The sequence below is a fragment of the Streptococcus sp. HMSC070B10 genome (assembly GCF_001808665.1).
In the GTDB taxonomy this organism is placed as follows: domain Bacteria; phylum Bacillota; class Bacilli; order Lactobacillales; family Streptococcaceae; genus Streptococcus.
In genome coordinates this window covers 146,050-163,956 of sequence record NZ_KV794152.1, presented here as the reverse complement: position 1 = coordinate 163,956, position 17,907 = coordinate 146,050, and the positions used below count along the sequence as shown (strand labels likewise).

Here is a 17,907-nt window from a genome sequence, read left to right as displayed (position 1 = left end):
CTTTCACAATTGATACTCTTCAAAAATCAAATTCAAACCACGTCAGCGTCGCCTTACCGTACTCAAGTACAACCTGCGGCTAGCTTCCTAGTTTGCTCTTTGATTTTCATTGAGTATGAATTGAACTTCTATCTATTTTCTATAAATCCTAAAGGCTGTAATGCTTTCATTCCTTGTCATTTTGTGATATCATGTAGAGGTAATGAAAGGAGAGAAAATGTCTGCAATAGAACGTATTACAAAAGCTGCTCACTTAATTGATATGAACGATATTATCCGCGAAGGGAATCCTACTCTACGCGCAGTTGCTGAGGAAGTCACTTTCCCCTTGTCTGACCAGGAAATCATCCTAGGCGAAAAGATGATGCAATTCCTGAAACATTCCCAAGATCCTGTCATGGCTGAAAAGATGGGACTCCGCGGTGGGGTTGGACTTGCTGCTCCTCAATTAGATATCTCAAAACGTATTATCGCTGTTTTGGTGCCAAACATTGTCGAAGAAGGCGAAACTCCACAGGAAGCCTACGACTTGCAAGCCATTATGTACAATCCAAAAATCGTCTCTCACTCTGTTCAAGACGCTGCTCTTGGTGAAGGAGAAGGCTGCCTCTCTGTTGACCGCAACGTGCCTGGCTATGTAGTTCGCCATGCCCGCGTTACTGTTGACTACTTTGACAAGGATGGAGAAAAACACCGTATCAAGCTCAAAGGCTACAACTCCATCGTTGTTCAGCATGAAATTGACCACATTAACGGAATCATGTTTTACGATCGCATCAATGAAAAAGACCCATTTGAAGTTAAAGATGGTTTACTGATTCTGGAATAAAGAAAATCCCGTTGCAAGACGGGGTTTTGTGTTATAATAGAGGCATGAAAACAAATGATATTGTCTATGGCGTCCACGCCGTTACCGAAGCTCTCCTTGCAAACACAGGAAACAAACTCTACCTCCAAGAAGATCTCCGAGGTAAGAATGTTGAGAAAGTCAAGGAACTGGCTACAGAAAAGAAGGTGTCCATTTCTTGGACCTCAAAAAAATCCCTCTCTGAGATGACTGAAGGTGCTGTCCACCAAGGTTTTGTTCTACGAGTATCTGAATTTGCCTATAGCGAGCTAGATCACATTCTTGCCCAAACGCGTCAAGAAGAAAATCCTTTGCTATTAATCCTGGACGGGTTAACTGACCCTCACAACTTAGGCTCCATCTTAAGAACCGCCGATGCAACCAATGTTTCAGGTGTCATCATTCCCAAACACCGTGCTGTCGGTGTTACTCCTGTCGTTGCCAAAACGGCCACAGGTGCTATTGAGCACGTTCCAATCGCTCGAGTGACCAATCTAAGTCAAACTCTAAACAAACTCAAGGATGAAGGATTCTGGACCTTTGGAACGGATATGAATGGGACTCCTTGCCATAAATGGAATACAAAAGGGAAAATCGCCCTCATCATCGGAAATGAAGGAAAAGGCATCTCTAGTAACATCAAAAAACAGGTCGATGAAATGATTACCATTCCTATGAATGGCCATGTTCAAAGCCTCAATGCCAGTGTTGCTGCAGCAATTCTCATGTACGAAGTTTTCCGAAATAGACTATAAAAAAGTTTCCAGTCATCTGATTGGAAACTTTTTATGATTAACTATGTTCGGTGATAAACTTGTAAGCTTCTTGACCGGCGATGGCTCCATCTCCAACTGCAGTTGTTACTTGGCGAAGGTCTTTCAAGCGAACATCTCCAACGGCAAAGATACCATCAACTGCAGTTTTCATGTGGTTGTCTGTCACAATCCAGCCTGCCTGATCTTGAATATTTAATTCTTTAACAAAATCGCTAAGAGGGTCCAATCCAACATAGATAAAGACGCCACCGAAGGCTTGTTCTGTCACTTGACCTGTTTTCACATTTTCAAAAACGACAGATTCTACTCGGTTTTCGCCCTTGATTTCCTTCACTACAGAATCCCAGATAAAGCTGATTTTCTCATTCGCAAAGGCGCGGTCTTGTAAAACTTTTTGAGCACGAAGTTGGTCACGACGATGAACAATGGTAACAGTCTTAGCAAAACGAGTCAAGAAGAGGGCTTCTTCAACAGCTGAATCTCCGCCACCAACTACCAACAAATCTTGGTCACGGAAGAAAGCACCATCACACACGGCACAGTAAGAAACACCACGACTATTCAGTTCTTCTTCTCCAGGTACTCCCAAAGGACGGTGTTTAGAACCAGTTGCTACGATAACTGTACGTGTTTCATATGTTTGGTCATCGGTCATCACTTTCTTAAAATCACCATGGTCTTCTACATTTTCAACATAACCATAAATGTGCTCAACACCAAGATTTTCAAGCGGTTCAAACATCTTTTCAGCCAATTCTGGCCCACTAATATTAACGTATCCAGGGTAATTTTCGATATCCGATGTATTATTCATCTGACCACCTGGCAGACCACCTTCAATCAAGGCTACTTTTAGATTGCTTCGAGCAGCGTATAAGGCGGCAGTCATCCCTGCAGGTCCAGCACCGATAATAATAGTATCGTACATATAGTTTCCTTCTTTCTTGTTGTAACTATCTTTATTCTAACTCTTTCTTGTCAATCATGCAAGGATTATGCCTTGAAAACAAGAATTAAACTCATAACCGCAAAGGATAATACTGGAACAACCAAGACTCCAATCATAATCATATCATAGAGATGGGCTTGGCGAGCCTTGGCTGTCTTATCAACTCCCGACATGGCTCTTAGTCCAATCCAAATCCCTAAAAAAATCAGGACGAGGATGGTTGTCAAGATCAAACTCTCGAAATATAAAGAAAATAGTTGCAGTAGCATGATTTCTCTCATTTCTATCTTTTTTAAAGAGTAAACTCAGCTAGTCCAGCTAACTGAGTTCTTCTTCATCTATTATATCAAATATAAGTCCGTTTGTAACTAGCAAAGAATTCTTTTGTCCGCTCTTCTTTAGGATGGTGGATAATCTCATCCGGTGTTCCAGACTCGATGATTTTCCCCTTATCTAAGAAGAGAATCTTATCAGCCACTTGGGCTACAAAGGACATGTCATGACTGACCAAAATCATGGTTTGACCTGACTTAGCAGCATCTGCAATAGACTTCTCTACTTCACCGACCAATTCTGGGTCAAGGGCTGAAGTTGGTTCGTCTAAGAGCAAGACATCTGGTTTCATAGCAAGCGCACGCGCTAAGGCAACCCGTTGCTTTTGTCCACCTGATAAATGACGAGGGTAATGGTTTTCACGGTCCGAAAGCCCAACCTTAGCCAACTCTTCCTTGGCAATCTTAGTCGCTTCTTGATCAGACAATTTCTTGACAACAACCAAGCCTTCTTTCACATTATCAAGTGCTGTGCGGCGTTCAAACAAATTAAACTGTTGGAAAACCATGGACAGCTTACGGCGTAAGGCAAGGATTTCTTCTTGAGTGATTTTTGAAAAATCAACTGAGAAATCATCAATCTGAATAGAGCCACTGTCAGGTGTTTCAAGATAATTGAGACTACGAAGAAAAGTTGATTTTCCAGCTCCTGAAGAACCAATCAAGGCTACAACTTCGCCTTTTTGAATATCCAAGTTCAGATGATCCAAGACAGTCTGTCCTGAAAAGGATTTGCTTAAATTCGAAATCTTAATCATTAACGAAGGTCTCCTTTCACATCTGTTTGCACTGTATCGGGTGCAGAAATAGCCATTTTTCTCTCGATGAAACGACCGAGGCTTTCAATTCCAATATTGACTACCCAATAAACAAGGGCAACGGAGATGAATCGCTCAAAGTAACGATAATCAGCTCCACCTAGAATCTGAGCTTGGGCAAAGACTTCCACAACACCCGCACTGAAGGCTAGAGAAGTCCCTTTGGTCAATCCGATTAGGGAATTGATTAAAGTTGGAGTAGCCACAACAGCTGCATTTGGAATAATCACGCGACGATAAACTTGTGCTCGGGTCATCCCCAGACTGCGTGCCGCCTCAATCTCACCAGGATTGACTGAGAGAATTGCTGCACGAATAGTTTCACTAGCATAAGCTGCCTCATTAAAGGCAAAGGCAACAATTGCAAAAGCAGCGGCTGGAATCGCATTGATATTGAAACCAGTTCCCCATTGCTGATTGAGAGCTTTCAAAGCCAAAGGGATTCCGTAGTAGGTCAACATGAGTTGCACCAAAATCGGTGTCCCTTTTAAGAAACTAACAAAGAAGGCCTGCAAGGGATATAAAATTTTGACACGATTGATTTTCACAATGGCAAAAAGAAGTGCCAAAACCAAGCCAAAAAGAGCACCACCAATTGTCAACATAATCGTTGTTGGAAGTTGTTGGACAATTCTCGGAATTCCATCAAAGACCGAACGCAAGCTAAAAAGTTTGCCATCCGGAATCAATTGCATCAAGTTTTGGTACCAATCTGATGCTAAAATCGTTGTAACATTCATAAAAACATCCTCTCCTGATAATGATTCATTCTACCATACTTCTGCCGTCAATGAAATTATTTGCTACGGTCAGGTACAGACTTTGTCTACCTACTAGTTTATCATACTTTGAAACAGGGAGGCTATATATTTTATCTATCAAAGAGATAGATAAAAACTATTTCAGTCCCAATTCTTCATAAGGTTTTCGATAACCGATTTGCTTAACAATTCCATTTTCTACTAAAATGGGGCGTTTTAACAACATACCGTCACTTGCTAGCAACTCAGCTGCTTCTTGGTTTGACAGACTTCCTACCTTATCTTTCAGCCCCAATTCACGGTATTTGATTCCACTGGTGTTGAAAAATTGCTTCAACTCAAAACCCGAGGTTTCTAGCCAGTTTAAAATGACTTCTTGGCTAGGTGTTTCTTCGACGATATGAACAGCTTTGTAGTCCACACCGAGTTGGTTTAATTCTTGTTTTGCTTTTTTACAAGTTGAACATTTTGGATATTCGATAAATTCTAACATATCTTTCACTTTCTATTTTATATCTTTAAAATCTGCTTCTTCATGCTCCAAGAGCCAAGCTTTCTTTTCCACTCCTGCAGCATACCCTGTCAGACGCTTACCTGCTCCTAACACACGATGACAAGGTACTAGGATAGACCAAGGATTGCGTCCCACTGCTCCACCAATTGCTTGAGCAGAGGCCACTTGCAGGTCTTGGGCTATTTGTCCATAGGTCACTGTCTGACCATAAGGAATTCTCTGTAAATAGGACCAAACTCGCTTTTCAAAATCCGTTCCGATTGGAGCCAAAGGCAAGTCGGATAAATCCTGAGGCTTGCCTTTAAAGTAAGCATCTAAGCAAGCAATAACTGGGTCTAAAATGGGATGACTAACAACTGCTTCTATCGTCTCATCTACTAGTCCCCTCTCAAAATGCTTCTGCTCCTGCACCCAAACGCCATACAGATATTGCTCGTCGGCAACCAAAGACAAGGTTCCTATTGGCGAAGAATAGAACATTTTTGCGTACTTCTTTTGCATTATTTCTTTAATTTTTGATAGGCCAAGCGTTCGCCATCAACAGGCACTTTACCAACCTGTTTAAAACCAAGTTTTTCAAAAATATGTTGCATAGCTTTGTTTTCAGCATGCGTATCTGAGCGAAAATCAAGATAGTCAAAACCTTCAATCAAGCCCTCTAAAAAGGTTTGAGCAACTCCCTGTCCCTGGACATCTGCTGCCACAGCAATACGGTGAAAGACCAGGTACTCTGACTCTCCAGCTTGCCAGTTGCCTTCATAAATGGCTTCATAGGCTGCCTCTGGACTCTTGGTCACAGCTGCATAAGCTAGTAGTTCTCCCTCTTCCAAGGCTACGTAGGCTTGACCCGAGATAATATCTTCAATAATAATATCAGCATTTGGATAGCCATTTTGCCACTGGTCACTACCAGCATCTGCTAAATATTTTTTAGCATCTTCCATCACCTGCATGATGGCATCTACTTCATTTGGAAAAGCTAAACGAATCTCCATCTTTTCTCCTCATTTCTGACTAGTTTCTCCCATCATAGCATAATTTAAGTCTTTCTACAAGCAGTTAAAACTTGACTTTCTGTTTTTGTTATTTTATAATCTAGTTATTAAAACTAGATAAAAAGGAGTTGAAAATGAAAACTACCTTTTCCTACCCCAAATGGGCAGAAATTCCAAACATCGACCTCTATCTGGACCAGGTTTTGCTCTATGTCAATCAGGTCTGCGCCCCTATTTCTCCTGATAAAGACAAGGGCCTGACAGCATCTATGGTCAATAATTATGTGAAACATGGTTACCTGACAAAGCCTGACAAGAAAAAATACCAACGCCAACAGATTGCCCGTCTGATTGCTATCACAACCCTCAAGTCGGTATTCTCTATTCAAGAAATAGCCCAGACACTTAATACTCTACAAAGTCAAGCAAGTTCAGAGCAACTCTACGATGCTTTTGTGGACTACATGAACCAAGGAGTTGATCCAGCTAACCCCATTATCCAAAGTAGCTGCCAAACCGTTAAACTCTATCATCAAACTCTAGCCTTAATCCATCATACTCAAGAGGAGGAAATCTAATGAATACAAGCCTAAATCTCAGCAAACAACTCAGTTTCGGAGAGGAGATTGCTAATAGTGTGACCCATGCTGTAGGTGCAGTCATCATGCTCATCTTACTCCCCATTTCATCCACCTATAGTTATGAGGCACACGGATTTTTATCATCTATCGGCGTTTCCATTTTCATTATTAGTCTCTTTCTCATGTTCCTATCATCCACCATTTACCACTCTATGGCCTATGGTTCAACCCACAAATACGTCTTGCGGATCATCGACCATTCGATGATTTATGTGGCTATCGCAGGTTCTTACACGCCCGTCGTCTTAACCTTAATGAATAACTGGTTTGGTTATCTGATTATTGCCATTCAGTGGGGAACGACTATCTTTGGTATTCTCTATAAAATCTTTGCTAAAAAAGTCAATGAGAAATTTAGCCTTGCTCTTTACCTGATTATGGGCTGGTTGGTACTAGCAATCATTCCTGCCATTATCAGTCAAACGACGCCAATTTTCTGGAGTCTCATGGTAACTGGTGGACTTTGTTATACAGTTGGAGCTGGATTTTACGCCAAGAAAAAACCTTATTTCCACATGATTTGGCATCTCTTTATCCTAGCTGCGTCCGCACTCCAATACATCGCCATTGTTTATTACATGTAAAAAAGTTGAGAAACTCAGTCTCAACTTTTTTCTTTACACATATTGATAAAGTACTGGTGCAAGCGCACATCATCAGTCAATTCTGGATGAAAAGAAGTTACCAACATATTTTTTTCTTGGGCTGCAACGATTTGATTATCAACTGTTGCTAGAATTTCTACACCCTCTCCAACACTGCTGATAATCGGACCACGAATAAAGGTCATTGGAATCTTGCCAACTCCCTTACATTCTGCTTCCGTATAGAAACTTCCTAGTTGGCGCCCATAGGCATTGCGCTCGACTACCATATCCATAGTTCCTAGATGACTCTCTTCCTGAGAAGTAATTTCCTTAGCCAGCAAAATTAAACCTGCACAGGTCCCAAACACTGGTAAGCCAGATAGAATGGCTTCTCGAATGGGAATCAGCATGTCCTGCTCACGTAAGAGCTTGCCCATGGTTGTAGATTCTCCACCAGGTAATATCAATCCCGACAAATCACTCTGATGTTTCTGAAAATCATCTAGATTTCTGATTTCAACACTCTCGACACCTAATTGATCTAGCACTTTTGCATGTTCTGCAAAGGCACCTTGCAAGGCCAATATTCCAATTTTCATCTATTTTCCTCGCTCAGCCATGAGGATTTGGATCTCATTTTCATTGATACCAACCATGGCTTCTCCTAAATCTTCAGAGATTTGAGCCAAGATTTGAGGATTTCGGAAATTAGTTACCGCTTTGACAATGGCACTCGCTCGTTTAACAGGATCTCCTGACTTAAAAATACCTGAACCGACAAAAACACCCTCTGCCCCTAATTGCATCATCAATGCAGCATCAGCTGGCGTTGCAACGCCTCCAGCCGCAAAGTTTACAACTGGCAATTTTCCATGCTCATGGACGTATTGAACCAATTCTACAGGTACTTGCAAGTCCTTAGCAGCAACATAAAGTTCGTCCTCTCGTAAGTTTTGAATACGGCGAATTTCCTGATTCATCATACGCATATGACGAACAGCTTGAACAATGTCTCCTGTCCCTGGTTCTCCTTTGGTACGAATCATAGAAGCACCTTCAGCGATACGACGCAAGGCTTCACCCAAATCCTTAGCCCCACAGACAAAAGGAACTTGGAATTCTTTCTTATCCACATGGAAACGGTCGTCAGCTGGAGATAAAACTTCGCTCTCATCAATATAGTCAATCTCAATAGCCTCTAAAATCTGTGCCTCAACAAAATGCCCGATTCTGACCTTGGCCATTACTGGAATACTAACCGCTTCTTGGATTTCCTTAATCATCTTTGGATCACTCATACGGGAAACACCACCAGCTGCACGGATATCAGCTGGAATCCGCTCCAAGGCCATAACAGCAGCCGCACCAGCGGCCTCTGCAATGCGGGCCTGTTCAGGATTCTGAACGTCCATGATAACCCCACCTTTGAGCATCTGTGCCAAGTTTTTATTTAGTTCATAACGATTTTCAGTCATTTATTTTATCCTCATTATTTATATTGGTAGCTACCATTTCATTTTAAGTTAGATTAAAATGAAGTACAAGATAAAAAAAACGTAATTGTGTGGGTACAGATTGGCTAAAAAAACTATCTGACCTTAGCTTAAGGCCAGATAGTTCATCAAATTTTATTTTTCAGCTGTAAGGGCAGCCATTGTGATGTAGTTGTATGGTTTGTTGAAGTGTGGCAAGAAGAATAGGTCTGTCAATGCCAATTTATCAATTGTCACATGCTCTTGGATAGCAAGTGAGAACATGTGGATTCCCATGCTGATTGCAGAATCGTGTGAAACCATTTGTGCACCAAGAATTTCACGGCTATCTTTGTCAAAGACAATCTTGATGGCAACTTCATGGTTGTCATGCTTCATAAATTCTGGTTTTTGAAGATCGTTAAAGCCTGTTTCAGTTGCATTGTAACCAGCAGCTTTCGCTTTTTCAAGAGTCAAACCAGTTGAAACCATGTGAAGACCGTAGATTGAGATACCGTTTGATCCTTGAACACCGATTCCTTCCAATTCATGTCCACATGCGTTATATGCACCAACGATACCAGTACGAACAGCGTTTGAAGCAAGCGCGATGTAGCTAGTGTCTTTACGAGCGTTGTCATAAACAGTCGCACAGTCACCTACTGCGTAAACGCCTGGGATAGATGTTTCTTGTTTTTTGTCTACAAGGAAGGCACCGTTACGGAATAGTTCAATTTTTCCATCAGCAAGGGCTGTGTTTGGACGGAAACCAACTGCAAGGATAACCATATCCACATCAAAAGTTTCTTTATCAGTAATCAAGCGTTCAACTTTACCGTCACCCTCGATTGCTTTAACAGTTTGACCAAGCGCCAAGCGGATGTTGTGGTCTTCCAAGTTCTTCGCCATCATTTGTGTGAAATCTTTGTCATAGTAACCGTTCAAAACAGTATCAACGATATCAACAAGGACAACTTCTTTTCCAAGACGTTCAAAGGCTTCAGCAAGTTCAACACCGATATAACCACCACCAACAACGGCGATACGATCAAGGTGTTGACTCTTATCAGACAATTTGTGAATCACTTCTTCAGCGTTTTGGTACAATTTAACGAATTGTACATTTTCAAGAGTTGCTTTAAATTCGCGATTTCCTTTAACAATTTCAACACCTTCGATTGGTGGCAAGATTGGTGTAGAACCTGTAGCGAAAATCAATTTTTCATATGATTCTTTGTGCTCTTTTCCTTCAACTTCCGCTGTAACTACTTTGTTATCATAGTCTATTGAAAGAACTGGTGAATTCATGTATACCTTAGCACCTTTAGCTTCCAATTTTTCTTTATCAGAATAGAACAAGCCTTCAGCACCGTCAATTTGTTCACCAATCCAGAGGGCCATTCCACATCCTAGGAAAGAAATGTTAGAGTTTTGGTCAAATACAACGATTTCGTTCTCATTTCCAAAATTATCCAACATAGTATTAATACATGCTGTACCAGCGTGGTTAGCACCAACTACAACGATTTTACTCATAGAAAAATTCCTACCTTCAATTTTAAATTTACCCCTCTAGTATAACATTTACTGTTAGCGTTTACAAGAGTTTTGCTAATTTTCCCGTTTTTTTTGTAAAAAAATGTAAATAATCTGTATTTTATCAGTCTTTCTTACAATTACTCTTTATTTTCTGAGCATATTTCTTGACAAGTTTACAAATTTTATTTGTGAAAACGCTGACTTTATGGTATGCTAGTATCATGAAAAGAAAATGTAAGGGGTTAAATTTAATATAAATTTACTATATTTCAGCCTTCTTTTCATAAAAGAAAGGAGTTGGTAGCTTGCCTCTTAGTTCACATTCCGAACGGCTAATGGGGACTACTATCACTATTTCATTAGTAGATGAGCGAGCCGATAGCTTGCTCCAAAAATCCTTTGATTTGCTCAAAGAGCTTGAATACCGCTTCAATGCCAATAGTCAAGAATCTGAGTTGATGGAAATCAATTATCAAGCTGGAATAGCTCCAGTCAAAGTTCATCCTGATTTGTTTGAATTGATTTCACTTGGATTAGAGCATAGCCTAGCGCCCTCTAGTCATCTCAACATCAGCATTGGTCCCTTGATTCAAACCTGGCGTATCGGTTTTTCAGATGCCAAAGTGGCCCAACCCCAAGAAATCGAATCAATTCTCCCTTTAATCAATCCTCATTCTATCGAGTTAGATTCGTCCACTTCCACTGTGTTTTTAAAACAAAAAGGAATGAAGATCGATCTTGGTTGTTTAGCCAAGGGTTATAGTGCGGATAAAGTTGCCCAATTTCTTAGAGAAGAGGGAGTGACATCTGCCTTGATCAATCTGGGAGGGAATATCCTGACTATTGGAAAAAATCAGGCAAGAGCAAATCAGCCTTGGCAAATCGGGATTCAAGACCCAGCCAATCCTCGGGGAAATCACTTAATGACCATCCCTGTTGTCAATCAATCTGTCGTGACTTCAGGCATTTATGAACGTCACCTGACAGTCGATGGAAAAGATTATCATCATATTTTTGACAGTCAAACAGGATATCCTGTTGAAACGGAACTAGCTAGTCTGACAATCATCTCTGATAAATCAGTTGATGGTGAAATCTGGACAACTCGTCTATTTGGAGAAAGACCTGCTTCTATCCTCTGGCAAGTCGAAAGTTTGGAGGGCATCGAAGCTATCCTCATCGATAAGGAAGGTCACCTAAGCTGTTCTTCAGGAATTCCTACTCTATAGAAACAAATGTTTCAATGGAGTTTTAAAATTGTATTATGTAAAAAGAGAAAGGAAATCTCATGTTAAAACTTATTGCTATTGTTGGAACAAATTCAAAACGTTCTACAAACCGCCAATTGCTTCAATACATGCAAAAACACTTTGCTGAAAAAGCTGAAATTGAACTTGTTGAAATTAAAGACATTCCTGTCTTCAACAAACCAGCTGACAAGCAAGTACCTGCTGAAATTTTAGAAATTGCTGCTAAAATTGAAGAGGCAGATGGCGTTATTATTGGTACTCCTGAGTATGACCACTCTATCCCAGCTGTTTTGATGAGCGCTCTTGCTTGGTTGTCTTATGGTATCTATCCACTTTTGAACAAACCAATCATGATTACAGGTGCTTCATATGGTACGCTTGGTTCATCACGTGCCCAATTACAACTTCGCCAAATCTTGAATGCCCCAGAAATCAAAGCAAGTGTCCTTCCAGATGAATTCTTGCTTTCACATTCTCTTCAAGCCTTCAATCCAAGTGGAGTTCTAGTGGATCTTGATGTTATCAAAAAATTAGATGCCACTTTTGACGACTTCCGTATCTTTGTAAAAATTACAGAAAAATTGCGCAACGCACAAGCCCTACTTCGCAAAGATGCTGAAGACTTTGACTGGGAAAATTTGTAAGATAGGAGACCAAAAAGAATGAAATTTGTTGGACTTGTAGGATCAAACTACGATCAATCATATAACCGTAAACTCTTGGAATTCATCCGTCGTCACTTCAAACTCAAATTTGAATTAGAAGTTCTCGAAATTGATGAAGTTCCAATGTTTAACCAAGACGAAAAATGGGACGAAAGCTTCCAATTGCGTCTCTTGTATAACAGAATTACGCGTGCTGATGGTGTCATTATTGCTACTCCTGAGCACAACCACACAATCTCAGCTTCTCTTAAATCAGTTCTTGAATGGCTTTCATACGAGGTTCATCCATTTGAAAACAAACCAGTCATGATTGTGGGAGCTTCTTACTACGACCAAGGTACTTCTCGTGCCCAAGTTCACCTTCGTAAGATTCTTGACGCTCCAGGTGTCAATGCCTACACTCTTCCAGGAAATGAATTCCTTCTTGGTAAAGCTAAAGAAGCTTTTGATGTTAATGGAAATATCACGAATGAAGGAACTGTTAATTTCCTTGAAACATGCTTGGACAACTTTGTAAAATATGTGGGAGTCGTTTCAAAATTGAAAAAACCAAAACCAATTGAGCCAGAAGATTTATATTGTACAAATTCAATTGCAACTACTATCCAAGGTGTTGATCCAGATGATCCTGAATGGGTAGAAAAAGCTGCTGAACTTGTTGGAGCTGTTTCTGGAGATACTTACGTTAAATTAGACCACGGTATCTTGACAGTTAACCAACTTGACATGTTCTTGAAAGCAATGCCATTTGAATTGACATTTGCAGATGATAATAATCAATTCTTGTACTTTAATAACGCACACCAAGACCCAGATACAATGTTTGGTAAACGTGTCCGTGCTCAATCAGGAAATAGATTAGGAACAGTACACGGTACATTGCCAGATTCTAGAATGAAAAACGTTGAATGGGTTGTCGGCGTATTGCGTAACGGGGATCAAGAATATGTCCGTACAATTGTGCCAGGAACACCTGAAGGTGTTATTAATACCCATAATTACCAAGCAATGTACTACCCAGATGGTTCATATGCTGGAATTAATGAAATTATCTTTAATTTCCAACCATGGCTTGACTGGTACCTCAATACAACTGGTCAACGTCTAGTTGGTGGAAATGCTGCAGCTCCTGCTGGAGGACATGGCGGAGCAGATGCCACATCTGGAGCTTCTGATGCAGGTGATGCTGGAGGTCACGGTAGTGGCGCTGACGCTACATCTGGAGCAAGTAACTAATCATTTTAGGAACCATCTTGGTTCCTTTTTTAGCAAAAAAAAGACTAGCAGTTTTTGTCTGCTAGTTTTTTAGTTATTATTTCATCTATCTTTGTTAAAAGAAAGAATACTTATTATGAATTTGGATCATCGAGACTACGACCATGTAATCCTTTTTCACGTTGAACTTGGCGTAGTTTTTCTGGTGTAACATCGTTTCCTTCTTCGTCCACAATTTTGATTCCCTCAATGTGGTGACGAACAGAGCGACGATAACCTTCGATGTACTCCTCACGTAGTTTAGCTTGTTCCACTTTTTCTTCTGGTGTCAAGCCTTCTGTTTTTTTCTTTTTGGCAAGCTCGTTAATACGATCAATTTTTTTAGGATCCATATTTCTCTCCTTTATGATAAGATTTAATCCGTTTAACAGATTTTTATTTGGTATTGATTTGGTTAAAACGTGCAAGTTTAGCTGCTTTTTGAGTTAAATGAGACAAGATTGCCAAACGATTTTGACGGACAGCCTGATCTTCGGCCATAACCATAGTATTTTCAAAGAAAGCATCAATAACTGGACTAAGCGCAAAGAGCTGTTTCAATTGCTGACTTGCAGATCCTGATAAAACGAGTGTTTCTACCGCTTCTGCCAAGGCTTTCTCTTCTTCATTTTCAAAGAGAGCTGGATCAACCGTGTCGGATCCTTCTGCCTTCTCAGCCAAGTTAAAGGCACGTGAAAGTGATTCAACAGATGGTTTGAAGTCTTCTTCCTTGCTTGCTTCTACGAGAGCACTTGCCGCTTTCAACATATCCGCCACAACAAAGTTTGATCCTGCAAGAACGGCATCCTTGATATCTTTTGGAGTAGAGCCCATCATCTTATCAACACGAGCCTTGATAAAGTCCATAACCTCTGTCTTATTTTCATAAGTCAAGCTGTCAAATTTCAAAGCATAAAGGCTATCAATCAGCTCATCCATAGCAATGTGCCAACCAAAGGCATCCAAGATACGAACCACACCTTGAGTCGCACGACGAAGGGCATAAGGGTCATTAGAACCTGATGGAATCAAGCCTACTGAGAAGAAACTCAAAATCGTATCCAATTTGTCTGCAATAGCTAGAATGGCTCCAACCTTGCTCTCTGGAAGTTCTCCTTCGGCTGATGTAGGCATGTAGTGTTCACGAATAGCAGCTGCCACTGCTGGAGTTTCCCCAGCAAGAAAGGCATATTTCTCACCCATAATGCCTTGGAGCTCGTCAAATTCGCCAACCATACCTGTCAACAAGTCAAACTTGTAAATAGCAGCTGCACGGGCTAAGTCAACTGTTTCATCAGCTGATAAACCTGCTTTTTCTGCCAAAAGTACAGCGATTTGACCCGTACGAATCATGTGTTCACGAAGGGAACCAATCTTCTCGTGGAAAGTGACATTGTTTAATTTTTCAACAAGATCTGAAATCACCAATTTTTGGTCTTCACGCCAGAAGAATTCACCGTCTTCCAAACGAGCTACCAAAACTTTTTCATTTCCTTTGATGACATTTTCCAAATACTCTGCGTTTCCGTTACGAACAGAAATGAAGTTTGGCAAGAGTTTACCATCTTGATCACGAACAACAAAGTAACGTTGGTGCTCTTTCATCGAAGTCACCAAAACTTCTTCTGGAACTTCAAGATATTTGGCATCAAAACTTCCCATAAAGGCAGTTGGGTATTCAACCAAGTTCAAGACTTCGTTCAGCAAATCCGCATCAATTTCGATACGTACACCATTTTTCTCCTCGATTGCCTTAATTTGGTCAACAATCATTTGCTCACGTTCACGTGGATCTGCAATTACAAACTGCTTACGAAGATCTTCTTCATAGCTCAAAGCTGACTGAATTTTGGTTTCTTTCCCCAAGAAACGATGACCACGGCTCACACGACCTCCCTTGATATCAAGGAAATCCAAATCAAACTCTTCTTCATCTAAAAGAACAGTTAAAGTGTGAACAGGGCGGATATATTCAAAAATGTTGTTAGCCCAGTGCATGCTGACAGGGAAAGTCAAGGACTTCAAGACATCCACAACACCAGGAACAATGGCTTCAACTGCTTGACCAATTTCTTCCTTAGTGACATAGACATATTCTTCACCCTTAATTTCACGGAATTCGATATCTTCAACAGTCAAGCCTTTTCCACGGACAAATCCTTGAGCAGCTTTGGTGAAGTTCCCATCACTATCCAAGGCAATTTTCTTTGCTGGACCCTTGAAATCTTCTGTCAAATCAGCCTGTTTGTCTGCTAGACCAGTCACACGAACAGCCAAACGACGTGGTGTTGAGAAGGTTTGAACGGCTTCAAAAGACAGGCGGTTTTCCTTGAGGAAGGCTGCCATTTTTTCGCCTAGTTGTTTTTCACTTGGTGTGACAACATAGGCTGGTAATTCTTCAAGACCGAGTTCTACTAATAAGTTTTTTGTCATGTTTTTTCTCCGAAAAATATCTTTTTATTTTCCAGTTTGCCTTATGTGATTGGCACGCAAGCAACCAACTTCGTTGTTTCATTGCTAAAATTGGAGCCAAAAGTCTCCAATTTTGCCTAGTATCCTTAGTTTCACTAAGGATACCTTCATCACTACGGCAACTGGCTCAGGGCTCACTCTGTTCGCCCATTTTCGTAATTTGTCACTCTCTTTATTCTGCGTCTTCTGCTAAGAGTTTAGCTCGTGTTGCTTCATCCAAAAGTGGATAGCCTAGGCGTTTGCGTTCTGCGACAAAGGTTTTAGCTACGACACGGGCTAGGTTACGAATACGAGCGATATAGCCTGCGCGCTCTGTTACAGATACGGCACCACGTGCATCAAGCAAGTTAAAGGTATGTGAACATTTGAGAACATAGTCATAGGCAGGGTGTACCAATCCTTCTTCCAAGGCGCGACCAGCTTCTTTTTCAAACTTATCAAAGTTTTCAAGCAACATTTCTTGATCCGAAATTTCAAATGAATATTTTGAGTGTTCGTACTCAGGCTGGATGAAGATTTCTCCGTATTTTACACCATCAGCCCATTCAATATCATAGACAGAATCCACTTCCTGAATATAAGAAGCTAAGCGTTCCAAACCATAGGTAACTTCAGCTGTCACAGGGCCAGTTGCCAGTCCACCGACTTGTTGGAAATAAGTAAATTGAGTGATTTCCATCCCATCAAGCCAAACTTCCCAACCAAGACCAGCTGAACCAGTTGATGGGTTTTCCCAGTTGTCCTCAACGAAACGAATATCATGTTCCAAAGGATTGATTCCCAATTTTTCCAAAGACTCAAGGTAAAGTTCTTGGATGTTTGATGGAGATGGCTTCATGACCACCTGGAATTGGTGGTGTTGGTAAAGACGGTTAGGATTTTCTCCGTAACGACCGTCAGCAGGACGACGTGATGGCTCTACATACGCTGCATTCCATGGCTCAGGTCCGATAGCACGAAGGAAAGTGTACGGACTCATGGTTCCCGCACCTTTTTCATTGTCATAAGCCTGCATAAGCATACAACCTTGGTCATTCCAAAATTGTTGCAAAGTCAAAATAATTTCTTGAAATGTTAATTTTTTAGACATTGAATACTCCTTAATAAAAAATGATTTTTTGCGACACGAGTCTGCCTTGTTGATTATACGAGGCAAGACGAGTTAGTACTGCGTCTAGCTCAGGCACTCTAGTGCTGAGCGTGGGGCAGTCCGACTGTAAGGAGGTCTCTGCCACTGATGCAGTGGAAAGTCAATTTTTTAGACATTATTTACTCCTTTTTCTATAAATTACTTGCGACACGAGTCTGCCTCGTCGATTTTACGAGGAAAGACGAGTTAGTACTGCTTCTAGCTTAAACAGACCTAAAGCAGTAGGACTGTATAGAAAATCACAGACTGATTTTCTTGAAAGAAGACTCAGGTTCAAAATCAAAAAGAACCGAATTTCAACACCCAAGCCTTGCGACTAGGGGCGTCAGAAACGCGGTTCCACCCTAATTTATTACTTCATTGTTTTTGAAAATACTACAGAAAGCGCCAGCTCTTTATTTTGTCCCACTTGGCTCCCACTATTCCAAGCTCGCTTGAAGAACGCCATAAGACTTTCTTTCCTGATGACTATTATATCAGAATTGTAACATACTGTAAATCAAAAACTATAGAAAGATGTATTGTATTCTCTACTCACTTTTTGAAAAAGTTGCAAGTCCGATAACTGACAATAAGAGAGAAATTCCTGAAATACTTAGAATAATAGAAATCATGTTATTCTCACCAGTGGCTGGTAATTGTTTTCCTTCTTTGTTGACTGTAGCTAAAAGCACTTGTTGACTACTTCCAGCTAGTGTTTTATTCTCATGCTTAGCTTCTATATTGGAATGATGTATTGCAATTGATGTAGCTTTCTCAATTTTATCATTGCTAATTGAAGGCTTGATAGTTGAGACTTGTCTATTGTGACTTACTAATTTAACAGGTTTCACTTGAGAAACTGGTTTAGTTGGAATAACTGGTTTAATCGTTACAACTGGTTTA

20 protein-coding genes and 1 pseudogene are annotated in these 17,907 nt (G+C 40.7%); 7 read left to right on the top strand and 14 right to left on the bottom strand.

Features of this window, described 5'->3' with window-relative positions; genetic code table 11:
- Window positions 1-217 precede the first annotated feature (217 nt).
- Window positions 218-829 (top strand): peptide deformylase, encoded by a 612-nt coding sequence (gene def, locus HMPREF2613_RS02375; protein ID WP_045611905.1) that lies wholly within the window; start codon window positions 218-220, stop codon window positions 827-829.
- Between the two features lie 44 nt (window positions 830-873).
- Complete coding sequence (rlmB, locus tag HMPREF2613_RS02370) at window positions 874-1,602, top strand: 23S rRNA (guanosine(2251)-2'-O)-methyltransferase RlmB (protein ID WP_070478679.1); 729 nt, start codon at window positions 874-876, stop codon at window positions 1,600-1,602.
- A 37-nt stretch (window positions 1,603-1,639) separates the two neighbouring features.
- Here rlmB and trxB read toward each other — a convergent pair whose 3' ends face one another.
- From trxB to HMPREF2613_RS02335, 7 genes are all read right to left on the bottom strand, one after another.
- Window positions 1,640-2,551 (bottom strand): thioredoxin-disulfide reductase, encoded by a 912-nt coding sequence (gene trxB, locus HMPREF2613_RS02365; RefSeq protein WP_070478676.1) that lies wholly within the window; start codon window positions 2,549-2,551, stop codon window positions 1,640-1,642.
- Between the two features lie 65 nt (window positions 2,552-2,616).
- Complete coding sequence (locus HMPREF2613_RS02360; RefSeq protein ID WP_000926599.1) at window positions 2,617-2,841, bottom strand: DUF4059 family protein; 225 nt, start codon at window positions 2,839-2,841, stop codon at window positions 2,617-2,619.
- Window positions 2,842-2,918: 77 nt separating this feature from the next.
- A complete protein-coding gene (locus HMPREF2613_RS02355; RefSeq protein WP_000590982.1) occupies window positions 2,919-3,662 on the bottom strand; it encodes an amino acid ABC transporter ATP-binding protein in 744 nt (247 codons plus the stop codon).
- Entirely contained in the window at window positions 3,662-4,462 is an 801-nt protein-coding gene (locus tag HMPREF2613_RS02350; protein ID WP_020901891.1) for an amino acid ABC transporter permease, read from the bottom strand. Before HMPREF2613_RS02350 ends, HMPREF2613_RS02355 begins: the two co-directional genes overlap by 1 nt.
- A gap of 157 nt (window positions 4,463-4,619) precedes the next feature.
- Window positions 4,620-4,976: an arsenate reductase family protein gene (locus HMPREF2613_RS02345; RefSeq protein WP_045607167.1), complete on the bottom strand. Its 357-nt coding sequence runs from the start codon at window positions 4,974-4,976 to the stop codon at window positions 4,620-4,622.
- Between the two features lie 12 nt (window positions 4,977-4,988).
- Window positions 4,989-5,498, bottom strand: a complete 510-nt coding sequence (locus tag HMPREF2613_RS02340; protein ID WP_049492194.1) for a methylated-DNA--[protein]-cysteine S-methyltransferase — start codon at window positions 5,496-5,498, stop codon at window positions 4,989-4,991.
- Window positions 5,498-5,992 carry a GNAT family N-acetyltransferase gene (locus HMPREF2613_RS02335; protein ID WP_045607171.1) on the bottom strand — a complete coding sequence of 165 codons (495 nt, stop codon included), beginning with the start codon at window positions 5,990-5,992 and terminating at the stop codon, window positions 5,498-5,500. The genes HMPREF2613_RS02340 and HMPREF2613_RS02335 overlap by 1 nt, the downstream gene beginning before the upstream one ends.
- Before the next feature lie 134 nt (window positions 5,993-6,126).
- Between HMPREF2613_RS02335 and HMPREF2613_RS02330 the strand changes: the two genes are divergently transcribed.
- Both HMPREF2613_RS02330 and HMPREF2613_RS02325 read left to right on the top strand, forming a co-directional pair.
- Window positions 6,127-6,570 carry a DUF1836 domain-containing protein gene (locus HMPREF2613_RS02330; protein WP_045607173.1) on the top strand — a complete coding sequence of 148 codons (444 nt, stop codon included), beginning with the start codon at window positions 6,127-6,129 and terminating at the stop codon, window positions 6,568-6,570.
- On the top strand, window positions 6,570-7,217 hold the full coding sequence (locus HMPREF2613_RS02325; protein WP_049492196.1) for a PAQR family membrane homeostasis protein TrhA: 648 nt from the start codon (window positions 6,570-6,572) through the stop codon (window positions 7,215-7,217). Before HMPREF2613_RS02330 ends, HMPREF2613_RS02325 begins: the two co-directional genes overlap by 1 nt.
- Before the next feature lie 20 nt (window positions 7,218-7,237).
- Here the strand turns inward: HMPREF2613_RS02325 and pdxT are convergent, their stop codons facing one another.
- From pdxT to nox, 3 genes are all read right to left on the bottom strand, one after another.
- The gene (gene pdxT, locus HMPREF2613_RS02320) at window positions 7,238-7,819 is read right to left on the bottom strand and encodes a pyridoxal 5'-phosphate synthase glutaminase subunit PdxT (protein ID WP_070478674.1); all 582 of its coding nucleotides are present in this window, start codon (window positions 7,817-7,819) and stop codon (window positions 7,238-7,240) included.
- Window positions 7,820-8,695, bottom strand: a complete 876-nt coding sequence (gene pdxS / locus HMPREF2613_RS02315) for a pyridoxal 5'-phosphate synthase lyase subunit PdxS (protein WP_000138517.1) — start codon at window positions 8,693-8,695, stop codon at window positions 7,820-7,822.
- Between the two features lie 153 nt (window positions 8,696-8,848).
- Window positions 8,849-10,228, bottom strand: coding sequence for a H2O-forming NADH oxidase (gene nox, locus HMPREF2613_RS02310; RefSeq protein WP_024057824.1), 1,380 nt, complete (start codon window positions 10,226-10,228; stop codon window positions 8,849-8,851).
- A 308-nt stretch (window positions 10,229-10,536) separates the two neighbouring features.
- Here nox and HMPREF2613_RS02305 point away from each other — a divergent pair, with 308 nt between their 5' ends.
- From HMPREF2613_RS02305 to HMPREF2613_RS02295, 3 genes are read left to right on the top strand one after another with little or no spacing between them, the layout of a single operon-like run.
- A complete protein-coding gene (locus tag HMPREF2613_RS02305; protein ID WP_070478671.1) occupies window positions 10,537-11,460 on the top strand; it encodes an FAD:protein FMN transferase in 924 nt (307 codons plus the stop codon).
- A gap of 59 nt (window positions 11,461-11,519) precedes the next feature.
- Window positions 11,520-12,125, top strand: coding sequence for an NADPH-dependent FMN reductase (locus HMPREF2613_RS02300; protein ID WP_020903507.1), 606 nt, complete (start codon window positions 11,520-11,522; stop codon window positions 12,123-12,125).
- An 18-nt stretch (window positions 12,126-12,143) separates the two neighbouring features.
- On the top strand, window positions 12,144-13,382 hold the full coding sequence (locus tag HMPREF2613_RS02295; protein WP_070478668.1) for an NAD(P)H-dependent oxidoreductase: 1,239 nt from the start codon (window positions 12,144-12,146) through the stop codon (window positions 13,380-13,382).
- 113 nt (window positions 13,383-13,495) lie between these two features.
- On the opposite strand, the gene HMPREF2613_RS02290 is transcribed toward HMPREF2613_RS02295, so the two are convergent.
- The 4 genes and pseudogenes from HMPREF2613_RS02290 to HMPREF2613_RS11690 form a co-directional block, all read right to left on the bottom strand.
- A complete protein-coding gene (locus HMPREF2613_RS02290; protein ID WP_049492208.1) occupies window positions 13,496-13,753 on the bottom strand; it encodes a DUF896 family protein in 258 nt (85 codons plus the stop codon).
- Window positions 13,754-13,796: 43 nt separating this feature from the next.
- Window positions 13,797-15,833, bottom strand: a complete 2,037-nt coding sequence (glyS, locus tag HMPREF2613_RS02285) for a glycine--tRNA ligase subunit beta (protein ID WP_070478666.1) — start codon at window positions 15,831-15,833, stop codon at window positions 13,797-13,799.
- A 211-nt stretch (window positions 15,834-16,044) separates the two neighbouring features.
- Window positions 16,045-16,962: a glycine--tRNA ligase subunit alpha gene (gene glyQ / locus HMPREF2613_RS02280; RefSeq protein WP_000038733.1), complete on the bottom strand. Its 918-nt coding sequence runs from the start codon at window positions 16,960-16,962 to the stop codon at window positions 16,045-16,047.
- Window positions 16,963-17,552: 590 nt separating this feature from the next.
- Window positions 17,553-17,907, bottom strand: a pseudogene (locus HMPREF2613_RS11690) (hypothetical protein); the annotation flags it as partial.